This window comes from Dermacoccus sp. 147Ba (assembly GCF_004151355.1).
GTDB lineage: Bacteria > Actinomycetota > Actinomycetes > Actinomycetales > Dermatophilaceae > Dermacoccus > Dermacoccus abyssi.
On record NZ_SEHL01000002.1, the window covers coordinates 110080 to 126058 of the forward strand.

At 70.3% G+C, this 15979-nt stretch carries 10 protein-coding genes; 8 read left to right on the top strand and 2 right to left on the bottom strand.

All coding sequences use genetic code 11. The features are described 5' to 3' along the window. The first annotated feature begins 64 nt into the window (after nucleotides 1–64). From EVU97_RS02840 to EVU97_RS14905, 5 genes are all read left to right on the top strand, one after another. On the top strand, nucleotides 65–4351 hold the full coding sequence (locus tag EVU97_RS02840; RefSeq protein WP_129663379.1) for an alpha-(1->3)-arabinofuranosyltransferase family protein: 4287 nt from the start codon (nucleotides 65–67) through the stop codon (nucleotides 4349–4351). Beyond that, entirely contained in the window at nucleotides 4344–5231 is an 888-nt protein-coding gene (locus EVU97_RS02845; RefSeq protein WP_129663381.1) for a glycosyltransferase family 2 protein, read from the top strand. Before EVU97_RS02840 ends, EVU97_RS02845 begins: the two co-directional genes overlap by 8 nt. Continuing rightward, nucleotides 5228–6319, top strand: a complete 1092-nt coding sequence (locus EVU97_RS02850; RefSeq protein WP_240730105.1) for a glycosyltransferase family 4 protein — start codon at nucleotides 5228–5230, stop codon at nucleotides 6317–6319. Before EVU97_RS02845 ends, EVU97_RS02850 begins: the two co-directional genes overlap by 4 nt. A 73-nt stretch (nucleotides 6320–6392) precedes the next feature. Next, nucleotides 6393–8123: a hypothetical protein gene (locus EVU97_RS02855; RefSeq protein WP_129663383.1), complete on the top strand. Its 1731-nt coding sequence runs from the start codon at nucleotides 6393–6395 to the stop codon at nucleotides 8121–8123. 110 nt (nucleotides 8124–8233) lie between these two features. Beyond that, complete coding sequence (locus EVU97_RS14905) at nucleotides 8234–8386, top strand: hypothetical protein (protein WP_165357853.1); 153 nt, start codon at nucleotides 8234–8236, stop codon at nucleotides 8384–8386. 120 nt (nucleotides 8387–8506) lie between these two features. Here EVU97_RS14905 and EVU97_RS02860 read toward each other — a convergent pair whose 3' ends face one another. Then, the gene (locus EVU97_RS02860; protein WP_240730106.1) at nucleotides 8507–9754 is read right to left on the bottom strand and encodes a glycosyltransferase family 4 protein; all 1248 of its coding nucleotides are present in this window, start codon (nucleotides 9752–9754) and stop codon (nucleotides 8507–8509) included. Nucleotides 9755–9875: 121 nt separating this feature from the next. On the opposite strand from EVU97_RS02860, the gene EVU97_RS02865 reads away from it, so the two are divergent. From EVU97_RS02865 to EVU97_RS02875, 3 genes are read left to right on the top strand one after another with little or no spacing between them, the layout of a single operon-like run. Further along, entirely contained in the window at nucleotides 9876–10697 is an 822-nt protein-coding gene (locus EVU97_RS02865) for a class I SAM-dependent methyltransferase (RefSeq protein WP_129663385.1), read from the top strand. Next, nucleotides 10694–11410 (top strand): class I SAM-dependent methyltransferase, encoded by a 717-nt coding sequence (locus EVU97_RS02870; protein WP_129663387.1) that lies wholly within the window; start codon nucleotides 10694–10696, stop codon nucleotides 11408–11410. Before EVU97_RS02865 ends, EVU97_RS02870 begins: the two co-directional genes overlap by 4 nt. After that, nucleotides 11407–14964 (top strand): alpha-(1->3)-arabinofuranosyltransferase family protein, encoded by a 3558-nt coding sequence (locus EVU97_RS02875; protein ID WP_165357854.1) that lies wholly within the window; start codon nucleotides 11407–11409, stop codon nucleotides 14962–14964. The genes EVU97_RS02870 and EVU97_RS02875 overlap by 4 nt, the downstream gene beginning before the upstream one ends. Here the strand turns inward: EVU97_RS02875 and EVU97_RS02880 are convergent. Beyond that, nucleotides 14873–15952, bottom strand: a complete 1080-nt coding sequence (locus EVU97_RS02880) for an acyltransferase (RefSeq protein WP_165357855.1) — start codon at nucleotides 15950–15952, stop codon at nucleotides 14873–14875. The two genes, EVU97_RS02875 and EVU97_RS02880, sit on opposite strands and share 92 nt — an antisense overlap. Nucleotides 15953–15979: the final 27 nt, after the last annotated feature.

The following is a 15979-nucleotide window of genomic DNA, read 5'->3' on the forward strand; positions in this document are numbered from 1 at the left end:
GCCGACGGGAAGCGCGCTCGGCGCGCGGTGCAGTGACGAAGTCGACGATCCGGAGGCCAACGACGTGAGACGCTTCGCCGCGCGGGTCAGCCCGTACGCGCTCACGACCGGCGGGCTCGTTCTCTTTCTCGCGATCATCGTCTTCGGCAACTCGCTCGGTCACTTCCACACCGACATCAAGCCAGAGGTCTACCTCGCGCCGTGGACGATGGTCGAGCGCTACCTCTCGTCGTGGACGAGCTCTCCCTACCTCGGGTCGGCCAACTTCAACGTCGGCCTCGTCCCCGTGCTGCTTCTGCTGTCGGCGCTGCGCGGGCTCGGTCTGTCACCGGAGTGGACCTTCAAGGTCTTCCACTTCGCTCTCTGGCTCGTCGCTGCATGGGGAGCGAACCGTCTCGTGCGGGCAGCCACCGTCCGCGCGACGAAGTGGGTCGGCCTGTTCGCGGGGGTCTTCTACCTCGCCAACCCCTACACGATCGCCGCCGGAAACACGCTCGCAATCGCCCTGCCGATGGCGTTGTTGCCCTGGATGCTCCTGGCCTACTTGAGGGGTCTGCAGCAGCCTCGCAGCTGGGTCTGGCCGGCCGCGTTCGGCCTTGCGTTCTTCGCGATGAGCGGCATGAACGTGGCCGTCGTGCCGCTGTACCAGCTGCTCGCGCTCGTGCCGATCGCCGCCGTCGCGCTGTGGCACCGCCGCGCTACGTGGCGTCAGGTGCTCGCCGTGACGGCCAAGTGCGGCCTCTTCGTCGTCGCCGTCTCGGTCTACTGGCTCGTGCCCGCCACCGCAGCGCTTGGCACAGGCGCGCAGATCGTCGACATGTCCGAGACGCTCACCGGTATTCACAAGGTGTCGTCCTTCACCGAGGTGCTGCGCGGCCTCGGTCTGTGGCCGCTCTACGGCCACAGTGACACGGGGCCGTGGGTGCCTCAGAACGCCACCTACATCACGAGCCCGGTCGTCATCGTCCTCACCGCGCTGTGGCCGACGCTTGCGCTCGTCTCCCTCGCCTTTGCGCGAACTGCTCTTCGCCGCACTCTCGTGTTGCTCGCCGCCCTGGCTGCCGTCGTCATGGTCGGGCTGTTCCCGGGTGAGGGACGCGCCCAGAGCCCCGTCGGGTGGGTGCTGGAGAAGGTGCTCGGCCTCGGCCCGCTCGCCGCGTTCCGCACGACGAACAAGATCGGAGCGCTTCTCGCGCTGGCCTTCGCGCTGGCGCTGGCTTTCGGCGCGGTGCAACTCGTGCGCCTCGTCCAACGACGCAGCGCGCTCGCCCCCGTGGCCGGTTCGTTGGCCACGGTTCTCGTGGCCGGTTGGATCCTGCCGGCCCTGTCCAACGGGCTCTACATCTCCGAGATGGACGTGCCGAACTACTGGCGCGAGGCGGCCAAGACGGCCGACGGGGGAGACCCGAACGCGCGTACTCTCATGCTTCCCGGCCAGACCAGGCCGACCTATCGCTGGACCGTTCAACGGCCGGACGACCTCACGAACTCGCTTCTCAAGCGCGAGGCCGTGCTGCCCGAGACGACGCCGAACGCGAGTGCACCCGGCGCCAACCTCCTCGCGGCCATGGACGACACGGTGCAGTCGGATCGCTCGAACGGCGACATCGCCTCGACGTTCGCGCGTTACCTCGGGGCCGACAACGTGCTCGTGCGTCACGACACCGTCTGGGAGAACGACGGCGGTGCGCGGCCAGCTGCCATGTCGCGCCTCATCGACGGCGACAGTGGTCTGTACGGCGTCGCGAACTTCGGCCGTCCCGGTCAGAACGTCCTGTCGCCCACGAACCAGCCCGAGAGCATGGACGAGGCCCTGCTCACGCCGGTGCAGCTCTACGGGGTCAAGGACTCCCGACGTGCGGTCCGGGCCCAGAGCCTCGCGGGTCAGATGATCGTCGCCGGCGACGGCTGGGCGTTCCCCCAGCTCGCCGCCGCCGGCCTGCTTCGCTCGAGCCCCACCGTGCGCTACGCGCAGGACCTCGACGAGACGAGCCTCAAAGCCGCGCTCAAGGACGGCGCACGACTCGCGCAAACCGACACGAACGCCCGTCGCAACACCATCCCTCAGCGCCTCACCGCCGGCCAGGGCTCGCTCCTTGCCGCGAACGAGGCACTGAAGAACAGCCGCACACTGGGCACCGATCCGAAGAACCAGACCGTCCTGGAACGTTCCGGGGCGCACGTCACCGCGAGCTCGGCCGGTGGAACGTTCTTCGACCTGCCCTTCGCCGCCGCCGAGAACGCTTTCGACGGTGACGATGCGACGTCGTGGCGGTTCGGTGACTTCCAGCGAGCCGCAGGCCAGAGCCTGAACGTGAAGCTCGACAAGCCCGCCCGCCTCGGTGACGTGTCGGTCGCTCAGGCCGATCTCGGTCCCGTCAAGATCGATCGCGCCACCCTCATCGCAGGCGGCAAGTCTGTCTCCGTGCGCGTGCCAGACACCGGCCGTGCCACGTTCCGCATGGGCGGCGTGAACGCCGAGTCCGTCCGCCTGCGGATCGACTCGACCCGCGGCGACGGCTACAACCTCGTCGGTGTTTCCGAAGTGGGGCTACCCGGGGCGAAGGCAGAGCGTGCGGCGCGCACGCCGTCGACTCTGAAGGACCTGTACGACAGCCTCGACGCCGAGGGCCGCACGGCCTTCGAGAAGGCACCGCTCGACATCCTCTTCCAGCGCGTGCAGAACTCGTCCTCCCCGAACGACGACTCCGAGACCTCGCTCAACCGCATCTTCACGATGCCCGACGCCCGTCGCTACGACGCCTCCGCCACGGTGCGCCTCGCGAAGGCCGACCAGGAGCGCTTCTACGACCGCAGCGCGGGCTACAGCGATGCCGTCACGGCGTCGTCGTCGGAGTTCTGGTTCGACCGCCCCGAATACCGTGCGTCCCAGGCCGCCGACGACAACGACAAGACGGCCTGGGTTCCCGGTGGCGCAAGCCCGCAGGGTGCCTGGTGGCAGATGCGCGGGCCCGAGCGCGAGATCAGCTCTGTCTCCGTCACCCAGGCCCCCGGTGAGGGCGGTGCATCACGCACCCAGTGGGCGACGCGGGCCACGGTCAGCGTCGACGGCCGCGTCGTCGGCTCCGGAGTTCTCAAGCCGAACGGCACGGCGTCGATCGACATCGCGGCGACGCGGGGCAAGGTCGTGCGGGTGCAGCTCGACGCCTCGAGCGGGCCGCGTAACGGCGCCCCGGCGAAGTTCACGTCGATCGATACGAAACAAGTGCTGCGCAAGGCTCCTCTCGGTGCGTTCGACGAGCCTGGTAAGAACCGGTGCTTCGCCGTCTCGACGATCAACGGTACGGCGCTGCCGATGCGTCTGTCGGGCGACCGTGTGGCCGGGCCCAAGGACGCCGGCACCCGCTGGACGGCGTGCAACCCGGTTGTCCTCAAGGCCCGCGAACAGCACCTCGAGCCGGTGCGCGACTTCGTCGTCGACTCGCTCGTGCTGCGCGACACCGTGTCGGAGAAGGCGGGGGCCGGCGTCTCGCCTGCCCCGGTCGACTTCGCCGTGACGAAGAACTCGCCGAGCGTGAAGTCCGTGCGCGTGGCGAAGAGCTCCACGCCGAAGGCCGTCGTGCTGGGTCAGAGCTATGACGAGCGCTGGAGCGCCACGCTGGGCGACAAGGATCTGGGACGCCCCGTCCTGCTCGACGGCTACTCCTCCGGGTGGGTTCTGCCGGCCGGCGCCGAGGGCACCGTCGAGATGCGCTTCACGCCTCAGCGTTACGCCAACTGGGCCATCCTCCTCTCGCTTGCGGCACTGTTGCTCGCGGCAGCGCTCGTGGTGCGTGCGTGGCTGACGGGTGCGCTTGTCGGTGGTCGAGACGAGAGCGCCGACGAGGACCTGCCGGCTCATCGCGCGCACCGGTCCGCGACACAGGAGCGGATGACCGGTGGCGGCGGGTCCCCGGGTCGCTCGGGTCGTCAGGTCCTGCTCCAAGCCGGCTTCGTCGCGGCCGCCGCGCTCGCTGTGGGGCTTCCGGGACTCGTGGCGGGTCTCGCCGTCGTGGCGGGCCTGCGCTGGGGACGCGTGACATCACGGGCACTCGTCGTCACCGGCTCTGCCCTGGTGTTCGTGGCGATTCTCCTGTTCCTCGTCCTCAGCCCCGACCTCGGCGAGGTGAGCGCGGATGCGATCTCGGCGAGCCTGTGGCCGCATCGCGTTGCCGGCGCCGGTTTCGTCGTCGCCATCGCAGGCCTCCTGCGCCGTGAAGGCCTGGCCGGGGGATCCCGCGGTGCCGCAACGGCCGAGCCGGCCGCTGACGCCACCGACTCCGCCGACCGCACCGAGGACGAGGGACGCACGCGCGACAGCGACAGCGACGGAGGATCCGAGGATGAGTGACAGCCACGTGAGCGCAGGGACGCCTGCCGGGCGCGATGTGGAGGGCGGTGTTGCGCGCGCGGTGAGCGTCATCGTGCCGACGCGCAACAACGAGCGCACGATCGAGGCGACGCTCGCGTCCGTCGTTGCGCAGACCGAGCCGAACGTGACGCTCATCGTCGTCGACAACGCGAGTAACGACGCGACGCCCGAGATCGCCCAGCGGTATGCCGACGTCTACCTCGAGGCAGGCCCCGAGCGTTCCGCCCAGCGCAACCGCGGCATTCAGGCTGCCGAGACGCCGTGGATCGTGTGGCTCGACAGCGACATGATCCTGCCGCCGCGTGCTCTCGAAGTCGCCCTCGACACCGCCGAGCAAACAGGCGCGGCCGGCGTCGCCCTGCCCGAGCGCACGATCGGCACGGGGTTCTGGACAGCCTGCCGGGCCCTCGAGCGTGAGTGCTACCTCGACCAGCCGTGGCTGCACAACCCACGCCTGCTGCGCCGTGAGTTCATGGTCGGCGACGGCGAGTTCCACCTCGCGATGTCCGGACCGGAGGACGCCGACCTTCGCATGAAAATGCGCCGTGCGGGACACCGCATCGAACTCGCTCCCATCGTCATCGACCACGACGAGGGTCACCTCACCCTGCGCGACGTCTTCGACAAACGGCGCTACTACGGCCGAAGCATCCCGGCCCTCGAAGCCGAGCACGACGGTGCCGTCAGCGACCAAGGGCGGGCGGTGCTCGGCGCGTACTGGAGCCACCGCGGCGACCTGGCCCGACGCCCCGTGCACGCCGCCGGCATGATCGCGATGCGTGCCATGGAGGCGGTCGGCTACGGCTACGGCGCCTGGAGCGCGCGCCGTGAGGCGGCCTCCGGAGGAAAGACGTCGTGACCCACGGTGACGCGTCGCGCCGGCGTGAGCTCCTGTGGCTCTCCCTGCCCGATCAGCGTCCCCGCCGTGAGCTCTACTGGATGTCGCGCATGCCCAACACCCACGTCACAGCGCTGGCCGCCGACGAGCCGGTGGGGGAGATGAGCTGGGTCCCGACGACCTACCGCCGCCCGGTGAAGCGCTTCATCGAGGCCGGCGCTTTCGCTTGGGCCGAGAACCTCGACGACGAACTCGCGCGCGTTCGCCCCGACTGGGCGGTCAGCCTCGAGCTGTGTTCGCTCGTCACCGGGCAACTTTCCAGGCGCCGCCGATCCGGAGGCTTCAGGCAGGCCGTCGTGACGTGGGAGAACATGCCGCGTCAGCCCCTGTACGCCCTGCCGCCGTACCGCCAGGCCGTCGAATCCGCACGCAGCGCCGACCTCGTGCTCTGCATGGTCGACGCCGCCCTCGATCACCTTGACCTCAACGGCTTCGACCTCGTGCGGGCGCGCGTCGTCAAGCCCGGTGTCGACACGGAACTGTTCTCCCCGGCAGCCGAACTCACCGACCGCCCGCGCGTTGTCTTCACTTCGCCGCTGGCGCCGAACAAGGGCATCGACACCGTGCTCGACGCGATGGCTCACGTGCGCCGACACCTGCCGGAGGCGCAGCTCGTCGTGGCCGGACGCGGCCCGTTGCTTCCGCTCGTCGAGGAAGCCGCCCGTCGCATGCCGGATTCGGTCGTCCTCGCGGGCTCGCTCGATGCGTCGGGGGTGGCCGATCTCCTGCGCTCGGCTCGGGTGTTCACGACGGCACCCCGCCCGACGTGGAAGTGGACCGAGCAACTCGGTCTCGCCTACCTCGAGGCGCAGGCGTGCGGCCTTCCCGTCGTCACGACCGCCTGCGGGACGAACGACGAGGCCGTGCGCCCACCGAACCTCGTCGTCGAGGACGACGCCGCAGCACTGGCCGACGGGCTCCTGCACTTTCTCGAGAACGACGCGGCAGCCCGCGAGACGGGCCGAGCCAACCGCGAGCGGATGGTCGCGGAGCACGACATCGTCACGCAGACCCGTCGCCTCGGCGAGGCTTTCGCCGAGTTCGAGTGAGGCCCGCGTGAGCGTCAGGGGCGAGGGGGAGCGGTCGAGCGCTGTCTCATGGCCCACACGGCATGCAGGCCTGTTGACGGCGACTGCCGTCGCGCTCGTCGTGCTGTCCCCGGCGCTGTGGCGTCCCGGCTTCCTGCTCCACTACGACATGGTGTTCGTGCCCGACCTCCCGCTTTCGGCGGGCACGCTCGGGATGGACGGCGGGGTTCCCCGCGCCGTGCCGAACGACACCGTCGTCGCACTGCTCGACCTCGTGCTGCCCGGCTGGATCACGCAACGGCTCGTCCTCGTCGGGGCGTTCTTCGCCATCGGCGCCGGTCTCGACCGCTGGCGACGCGGCGTCGTCACCACCGTTGTCGCAACCGTCGCCGCGACGTGGAGCCCGTGGATGGCCGAGCGTCTCGCCATCGGTCACTGGGGCTACCTCTGGGGGTACGCAGCGCTCGTGTGGGCCGTCGTCGGTGCACTCGAACTGCGCGCAGCGCGGAGCGACGGCGATGACACGCGCCATCACCGGGCCGTGACGAGCACCGCGGTGGGCCTGGGCATGAGCGCTCTGTCGGGCTCGACGGGCGCCGTGCTCGTCGCCATCGCGTTGGTCGTCATCCTCCTTGCGCCCGGCGCGGGTCGGCCCCGCGCGGGAAGCATCGCCGTCGGAGCAGCCGCGTGGCTCCTGCTCAACGCCGCGTGGTGGTTCCCTTTCCTCACGAGCTCGTCATCGTCCGCGGCCGACGCCACCGGCGTTCGGGCCTTTGCCGCCGGAGCCGACACGCCGCTGGGCGTTCTCGGGTCACTCCTCGGGGGCGGCGGAATCTGGCACGAGCCGTCGTGGTTCCCCGAGCGCCACGCCGTGGTCTTCGCTTTTCTCGCCGCTGCGCTCGTCGTCGTCGGCTTCGTGACGCTCCTGAGGCATCTGCCGGCGCTGCGCTGGGGGATCGGGGCGCTCGGAATCCTCGCGCTCGTCCTTTCGAGCCTCGGAAGCCTCGCCGTCACGGCGCCACTGCTTGTGTGGTTCGTCGAGACCGTTCCCGGCGGCGGGCTGCTGCGCGACGGACAGAAGTTCGTCGCGTTGCTCGTCGTGCCCGCAGCGCTCGGGTGGGGCGTGCTCGCGGCACGTGTCGTGTCACGCGCCCGAGGAACCGCGCTCGCCCCTGTCGCGCTCGTCACGGCCGCCGTGCTACCGGTCGTTCTTCTGCCGGGGCTTGCGTTCGCCCGCGGTGGCCAATGGATCTCGTCGAGCTATCCGAACGAGTACGGAGCCGTCGCGCAGCGGTTGTCTGCGTCGTCGGACGCGGCCGCCGTCCTGCCGTGGCGCCTGTACCGGCAGTACGGCTGGAACGGCGACATCACCGTGCTCGACCCGTGGCAGCGCCTGTCGTCCTCTCCGGTGCTCGTCAACGACGACCTGCCACTGCGTGACAGCACGGTACGAGGTGAGAGTGCGGCCGCCGACCGGGTGTCGAGGGCCCTCGCGAGCGGGGACGCGGCGCAGGTCAAGGCTGCGCTGAGCAGGGCCGGCGTGCGCTACGTCGTCGTCGAGAAGTCCCAACCCGGGGCCGACGACGACATTCGGACGCTCACCCCGATCGGCTCCGTCGTGCACTCGGGACGAGACCTGACGCTCTACGACATCGGCCGTCCCAGCGGCCACGACGGCCCGCAGAGCCTGGGGAACACGCCCTGGTGGGGCGCGACGGGCCTGGCTCTCGCGGGGGTCACCCTGGCTGCGGGTACGGCGTGGCTCGTGCGGCGCAGGCAGTTCGAACGCGGCGCGGAACGACACGCTTCGGGTACCAGTCAGTAGTTCGCCTGCGCAGAACGTCACATTCGGGCTACACTCGATGAAAATGCGTCGTACGGGCGACGCGTCTCACCCGCGAAGTGAGAGCTGGACACAGCGAAAGGCGGTTCACCATGAGCGCGTCCACGAACAAGGCGGCGTACAACGTCGGCGGTGCCATCGTCGGCATCCTTCTCGCCCTTCTGGCGATCTTCGGTCTCATCCAGACCCAGGGCAACCAGGAGCAGTCGCAGAAGTACCAGTCCAAGATCAGCTACGACGGCTGATCCGTTCGGCCGCACGGCCGAACATGCGCGAGGGCGAGGCATCGAAATGCCTCGCCCTCGCGCTGTTGTGTGTGGGCCGCACCGGCTGCCGTCGACGACCGGGGCACCGTGTGCCTGAGATCAGGAGACGCTGACGACGTGCGGCCGCTCGTCCAAAGCGAACGCGTCGCGCTCGACGAGGGCACGCAGGCGCTCGACGTGCAGGGGAGTGTCCGGCGGCTGGGGCGCACGCGTCGCGCGCCCCAGGACGTTCTCGAGCGTGTGGTGCAAGTTCCGGCCGGCGCTGCTCCAGCTGAACGAGCGGGCGTAGCGGCGCGCATTGCGTCCGAGTTCCTCCCGGACATCCGCTCGTTCGAGGAGGACGCGCACGTCGTCGATGAGTTCCTCGGTCGTCGAGGCCAGAGCGCCGGTGCTCGCGTGCTGGATGGACTCACTGGGGCCACCGGCCTGGATGAACGCCAGCGAGGGGGTGCCGTGCAGCCCGGCCTCCACGATCGTCAAGCCCCAGCCCTCCTTGTACGAGGGCATCATGACGAGCCACGACGAGGCGAGCAGCGTGTGCTTGGTCTTCTCGTCGACGAATCCGTGGAAACGGACGGCGTCCTCTACTCCGAGATCGCGGGCGTGCTGGGCGATGTTCTCCTGCCAGTACCCGGAACCGACGACGTTGAGCACGAGCCCGGGGAACTGGGGGCGCAGTCGTGCCACGGTGTCCACAGCGATCTCCACCTGCTTGTGCGGCACGAGGCGGCCCAGCACGGTGATGGACGGCTCGGACGTGCGAGGCACGTCCGCGTAGGAGTCGAGATCGCGCGGGTGGTCGTTGCCGCTGTAGACGAGGTCGATGCGTTCGGCGTCGACGCCGAGTTCCACGAGTTCGGCCCGCGTTGCCTTCGAGACGGTGACGTAGCGGCTCTTGCGGTAGACGAACGGCGCGGCCTTCGACTCGAGGAACCAGCCGAACCTCGCGAGGCGCTCACCGAAGATGCTCGACCACTGGTCGCGGTGCACGTGGTGGACGACGGCGACGACGGGGACGCGGGAGACGATGGGTGACCAGAACGGCACACCGTTCTGCACGTCGATGACGACGTCGTAATCGCGGGAGTGGCGCAGCAGGTGCCACAGCCCCGCCGCGTAGCAGGTGAAGCGGTTGCCGGCGCGCAGGACGCGGACGTCGCCGTGCATCGTGCGTCGGGCTGCGCCCGGGAAGCGGGCGGTGTGGATCGTCACCTCGTCCCCGAGAGCGCTCATCACCTCGCTCGTGCGCTCGACGAACACCTCGGAGCCGCCGGCTTCGGGGTTCTCGCGGTCGCGCCACGACAGGTACAGCACCCGCATCGGGGCACCTGCGCGCTCGCCGTTCATCCCTGCTCGTCTCCTCGTGCCATTCGTCCGCGACCGTTTCGGGTCGCCCGTTAGAGTAACCGGGAGCCGAACAGGAGGTGTCCCGATTCCCAGGTCTCGATGCGAGGCGTGCGGCCATGCCGTGCAGCCTTGGACGCTCGGCTCATCCGTGCTCGGGCGGTGCACTCACTGCGGGCACCTCGTGCGCTCCCTCCACGACGCGCCCGCGCGTCACCGTGAGCACGCTTACGGCGGTGACCCGACGCTCGACTCGGCGCGTCTCGCCCTGACCTACCGCACGCTCGTCGCGGACGGCGTACCCGAGTCGGTGTTCGAGATCGGCTTCGGCACCGGTGCTCTGCTGCGTCGCTTCCTCGACGGCGGAGCCAGTGTCGCGGGAGCCGATCCCGACCAGCTCGAACTCGCCGTCGATGACCGTGTGGCCCGCGAGGGATCGCTGCACGCCTGCGGCATCGAGGACGTCACGCCCGACGCTCTGCCCGCCGGCGCCGTCGACATGGCCTACGGCATCCACGTGCTCGAGCACGTCGTCGATCCAGCCCTGACGCTGCAGCGCACCCGCGACCTGTTGCGCCCCGGCGGCAGCGCGCACTTCCTCACGCCGGCCGGTGACTGGGCGGGTCTCGGCCTCGTCAAGGACGGCTGGTGGATGCTCGAGGATCCGACACACATCCGCTTCTTCACGGCGAAGTCTCTGAGCACGATGGCGCGGGACGCCGGCTTCGACTCGGTGGAGATCCGCCGCCCCGTCCTCGACTCGCTCGTCCACGGCGCCGCGAGCACGGTTCGCGCCGTGCGCCCGACCGATCGCCCGCGTGGCGTGCTCGCGCAACGCTCGACGATGGCGCTGGCCGCACTCGGTCTGCCCGGGACACTTGCAGCGCGCGCCGCTGTGCCGCGCCTGCGTCCCACGCTCCACCTCGTGGCCAGGGTTGCCTCATGAGCCGCGACCTTCGCCGCAGCGTTCACCTGTTCCGCGCCTTCCTCGTGGAACAGAGCGACCCGGCGCACTTCTACGGTGAGCTGGCTCGAGACTCCGTCGCAGGCATCGCCGAGCACCTCGACCTGGACGGGGCTCACGTCCTCGACGTCGGCGCCGGACCGGCGGAGTTCGCCGAGGCCTTCCGCGAGTTCGGTGCCACCTACGTTCCCCTCGATGCCGACCCCGACGTCGACTCGGTTCGCCACGGTGGCGTCGTCGGGGACGCGGGGCACCTGCCGTTCGCGGACGGCTCGTTCGACGTCGTCTTCAGCTCGAACCTGTGGGAACACGTGCGCACACCGGAGGCCGTCGCCGACGAGATGCTGCGCGTCGTCGCACCCGGCGGGTTGCTCTACATCGCATACACGAACTGGCTCAGCCCGTGGGGAGGCCACGAGACGTCGCCCTGGCACTGGCTCGGCGGAGAACGTGCCGCTCGGCGGTACGAGCGCAAGCACGGACACCGGCCGAAGAACCTCATCGACGACAGCCTGTTCCGGGTGAGCGTCCGGCAGGGACTCGACTGGGCCGAGGCCGCCCGTGAATCCCGCCGGGCCGATGTTCTCGCCCTGCGTCCGCGCTACTGGCCCGATTGGGCCCGCCCGATCCTGCGGGTGCCGGGCCTTCGGGAGATCGTGACGTGGAACCTGCTCGTCCTCGTGCGCAAGCGGTGAGCGACTCCGCCGTCACGCCCGCCCGGGGAGGACGCCTGCGCCGTTTCCTCGCCGACCCGCTGACGAGCGTCATCGCGGCACTCGGAGTGTTGCCGTGGTTGGTGCAGCCCGGCGTCATCCAACCGGACACGAAGATCGACCTCGTTGCCGCACCGGCCCGCTACCTCGCCCGCTCGCTCGACGCCTGGTCCGGGCATTCGGGGTTCGGCGAACTCCAGAACCAGGCGTACGGCTACCTGTTTCCCATGGGGGCGTTCTTCGCCCTCCCGGACGCGGTGAGCCTGCCCGGGTGGGCTGCGCAACGAGCCTGGTGGACGCTCATGCTCATCGTCGGTGCCTCCGGGGCCGCCCTCTTCGCGCGTCGCGTGCTGGGTGTCGGGACGGCGGCTGCGGCGCTCGCGGGAGTGCTGTACGCGCTGAGTCCGCGGGTACTCAGTCTGCTCGCTCAACTGTCCGTCGAGACGTGGCCCGGGATGGTGATGCCTTGGCTGCTGCTTGCCGTTCACGCCCGCCGTCGTCCGGGCGGACTCTCGTGGCGCCGCTACGTCGGTGTCGTCGGCATGCTGTCCGCCGCCCTCGGCGGGGTCAACGCGACGGCGTCGCTCGTCGCCGTGCTCGGCGCGTTCGTGTTCGCCCTGGTCGTCGGTGGGGAGCGGTTGCGTGAGGATCGGAGCGTCGGTCGTCGCGATCTCGTCGGCGGACTCGCCCTGGGCGCCTTTCTCGGCTGCACCTGGTGGCTCGGCCCGCTCGTCGTGCTCGGCCGCTACGCCTATCCGTTCCTCGATTACATCGAGACCTCTCGCATCACGACGGCCGTGACGTCCGTGCCGGGCATCCTGCGCGGCGCTTCGGACTGGGTGGCCTACATCATCGACGCCGAAGGCCACCCGGTCTGGCAGAGCGGCTGGGTCGTGGCGCAGGGCACCGCGTCGATCGTCGCGGGCTGCCTGCTCGCCGGGGTCGGCCTTGCAGGGTTGCTCACGGCACGCACCGGAGCGGGTACTCACCGACCGGTCGTGCCCCGAGGTCTCGGTGCCATGGTGCTCGTCGGTGTCTTCGGTATGGGGGTTGCCTACGTCGGCGCCGTGCACGGCCCGTTCGCGTCCACGGCGCGCGACCTCCTCGACGGTCCACTCGCCGCTGCACGCAACGTGCACAAGCTCGACCCTCTCGTGCGACTGCCGCTCGTCATGGGCATCGCCGTCGTGGCCGAGCGGCTGCTCGCGCGCCTGCGGGACCGGGGGGCCTCCGTCACCGACAGTGTCGGGGGAGCCGCGCTGCCGACGCCCGCGGTTCGTTGGGGCGCCACAGCCCTCGCGGTGGCCGTGCTCGCCTCGATGGCACCGTTCTGGCAGGGACGTCTCGGGCACGAACCCGGCGTCACGGCATGGCCGGCCTCGCTGCGCGCCGCGGCGAAGGACATCGACGCCGCGGCCGCGCGCGACGGCGGGTCGACGCTCGTCCTGCCGAGCGCGCGCGCCGCGACCTACGCGTGGGGCACGAGTTCCGACGAACCGCTCGTCGCATTCGCTCAGAGCCCGGTGGCTGTGCGTGCCTCCGCACCGCTCGTTCACCCCGGTGCCCAACGGCTCATGGACGCCGTCGATGCTCGTGTGGCGTCGGGCGACACGGCCGGCGTCGCGAAGGCCCTGCGGCGTGCTGGCGTTGCGCGGATCGTCGTGCGCCACGGCGTCACGCCGGCGCAGCAAACAACCTCGGCGGCCCGATACGTCACGGCCCTGCAGGGATCGCCGGACTTCACCGGCCACCGGGTTCACGGATCGGGGGAAACTCGCTTCGATGTGTTCGACATCGACGCGTCAACCTCGAGCGAGCGGGGCACAAAGGCCATCTCCGTCCTCGGTGGCCCCGAGTCGACTCTCTCGTTGGCCGCCGCGGGTGTCCTGCCCTCGTCGCCGCTCGTGACGGGACGCGGGGGTGGGTGGATCACCGACGACGTCCGCAAGCGCGTTTACAACAACGGTCGCCCGCCGGCGCTCGCCTTCGGGCCGACGTTGACGGCCGGCTCGACGAGAGACGCGCGTCTCGGCAGCAGAGACCTCGACTTCGAGGGGCGAACGGCTTCCCTCACGACGTTGGCTCTCGACGGCGTCACCGCGGTCGCGTCCGAAGGTGACGCCTCCGACCCGTTCGGCGACGTGTACCTCGGCCCGGGCGCAGGGCCCGCATCAGCACTCGATGCCTCGGACGCCACGGCATGGCTCACGCCCGCCCACGAAGCGACACCGCTCGTTCTGCGGTGGGCGCGCGGCACCTCCGGTGGCACCGTCACCGTGCACGGCACGAGTACCGGCAAGGCCACACTGCGCGGCTTCGAGGTCGTTGCGAATGGCCGCGCCGTCCAAGCTCGGGCGGCGGGCGAACGGGCCTGGAACGTCACCGTGCCGCGCGGCACGACACAACTCGAACTGCGCCCGAAGGCGTCGGCGCGCGACGCGTCATCGACCGTCGGCATCAGTTCGATCGATTCCGGAGGAGCAGGGTGGCGGGCCGTCCAGGCTCTGCCGGGGCAGGTCGACACGGAGCGCAACGGCGTCCTTCTCACACGTACCCAGCCCTTCGCCGAAGGCAGAGCTCTGCGCTCCGAAGATGACGGCCAGTGGACCCGTCGGCTCACCGTGGCACGTGCTGGAACCATGGGGGTCAACCTGACCTTGAGTGATGGCGGCCATCGCGACGCCGGGAATGTCCTCTCCGTGCGTCAGCGCGACGGCAGTTGGAAGGCCGCCTCGCTCAACGGTTCGTCGGGCTCATTAGCCCTGCCGAAGGGGAAGGTCGACCTCAAGCTTTCACCTGACGTCGAGAGTCTGCGCCTGACGCCCACCGGCGGCGACGCGCGCGCGGCGCTCGGGCTGAGGGACACCGGCGGCAGCAGCACGACTCCGCCCGCGACGACGCACGAGTCCTCCGTGGTGACTCTCGCCTCGACCCAGGGCGCGAACGCGGGATGGAGCTGCGTGGGCGAGGGGGCGAGCCCCGTGACCCTCGACGGCTGGCGTCAGGGGTGTGCGGTGTCGTCGACGCCCTCCGCTGCGCAGGCGCCCGAGCTCGCGTTCGCCCCTCAGATGTGGCACCGCGGTGCCCTCCTCGTCGGAGGTTTGGGTGTCCTGATTGCGGCCGTGCTCGCCGGCTGGCCGCGCCGCAACCGTCCCGCTCCTGAGAACACCGAACCGGACCCCGTTGCGATGACCACCGCGGCGGCAGGCCGTACCCGCCTCGGCGTTGCGGCCGGTTGTCTCGTCGTCGGAGCGCTCGCCGTGGCTCTCGCGGGTTGGTGGGCCGTGCCCGCTCTCCTTCTGGCCTTCGGTCTGCCCCGCAGGTGGCGGCCGACGACCGTCGTGGTCGCGCTCGCGTTGACAGGGCCGGTCATGGCGACCCTCGGCGTCGTCGACCGCGCGTCGTCCGGAGCGCTCGTCGGTCAGGTGCTCGGTGTGACAGCGCTCAGCGTGTTCGCCGCGGAGCTCCTCGGTGCCCCCAGCGGATGGCGGGCCGTTCGACGAAGCGGCGACTCGCGTCAGCAAGGAACCACGTGACGACGAGCGTCACCGTGAGGACGAGGACGAACGGGGCGTGGAAGATCCGCAGGCCCAGCGAGGCGAAGAGCGCCTGGAGCACGACGAGGTGCCAGAGGAAGACGCCGTAGCTCGTCTCGCCGGACGCGAGTGCGAGGCCGGTTGACGAGCGGCGCTGCACCTCGCGAGGCGCGTTCGTGGCCGCCACGAGCAAGGCGCCGGCGACAATCCCGTACAGAATCTCCTTGGCCGCCGCCGCGAGAACCGTCGGTGTCTCCAGCCCGATCGGCCCACCGAGCGGGGTGGCGGCCAACACGTAGGCCAGCACGGCGACGAGCACCGCGTGGCCTGCGGTGAGGCGCGACGCAATCCCTGGTCGCTGTTCGAGCATCCAAGCCCACCCGATGCCGACGCAGAACCACGCAGCGTGGCCGAGGGCGCTCGTGCCGAGCCACCCCCACGTCGGTGTGCCCTGCGAACTGGCGAACGCCTGGACGAGAACCCCGAAGGCCGCCAAGAGCACCAACACGACAGGGACGGTGCGCCCTGCAGCGCGACGAGGCAGGAGCCACGCGCCGATCACCGGAACGAGGACGTAGAAGGTCACCTCGGTCGTCAGGCTCCACGTCTGGGTGAACGCGCGGTAGCTTTCATGGGTGAAACCCTGCAGCAGGAACACGTGCGTGAGCACCTGACGAAGCGAGCCGACCGTGCCGTCGATGACGACGGCAGCGCCGAGAACGGCCACCAGGGCGAGCCAGTACGCGGGCATGATGCGCGCGACGCGGCGCCGGGCGTAGTCCGGGGGAGTCGCACGTCCGGCGCAGTAACCGCGGGTGAGCAGGTAGGCGGAGATCGCGAAGAACACGGCGACGCCGCTGTCGCCTCGCGCCAGCAGGCGCCCAGCACCGTCCACGTTCGCCGCGCCGGTCCAGAAGGCGACGTGGGAGAGCAGGACGAGCAGCGCCGCGACGGCCCGCAGTGGGCCGATGGCGGGAATGCGGCGCATGTCGATCTCCCTCGCACTTACCATCGG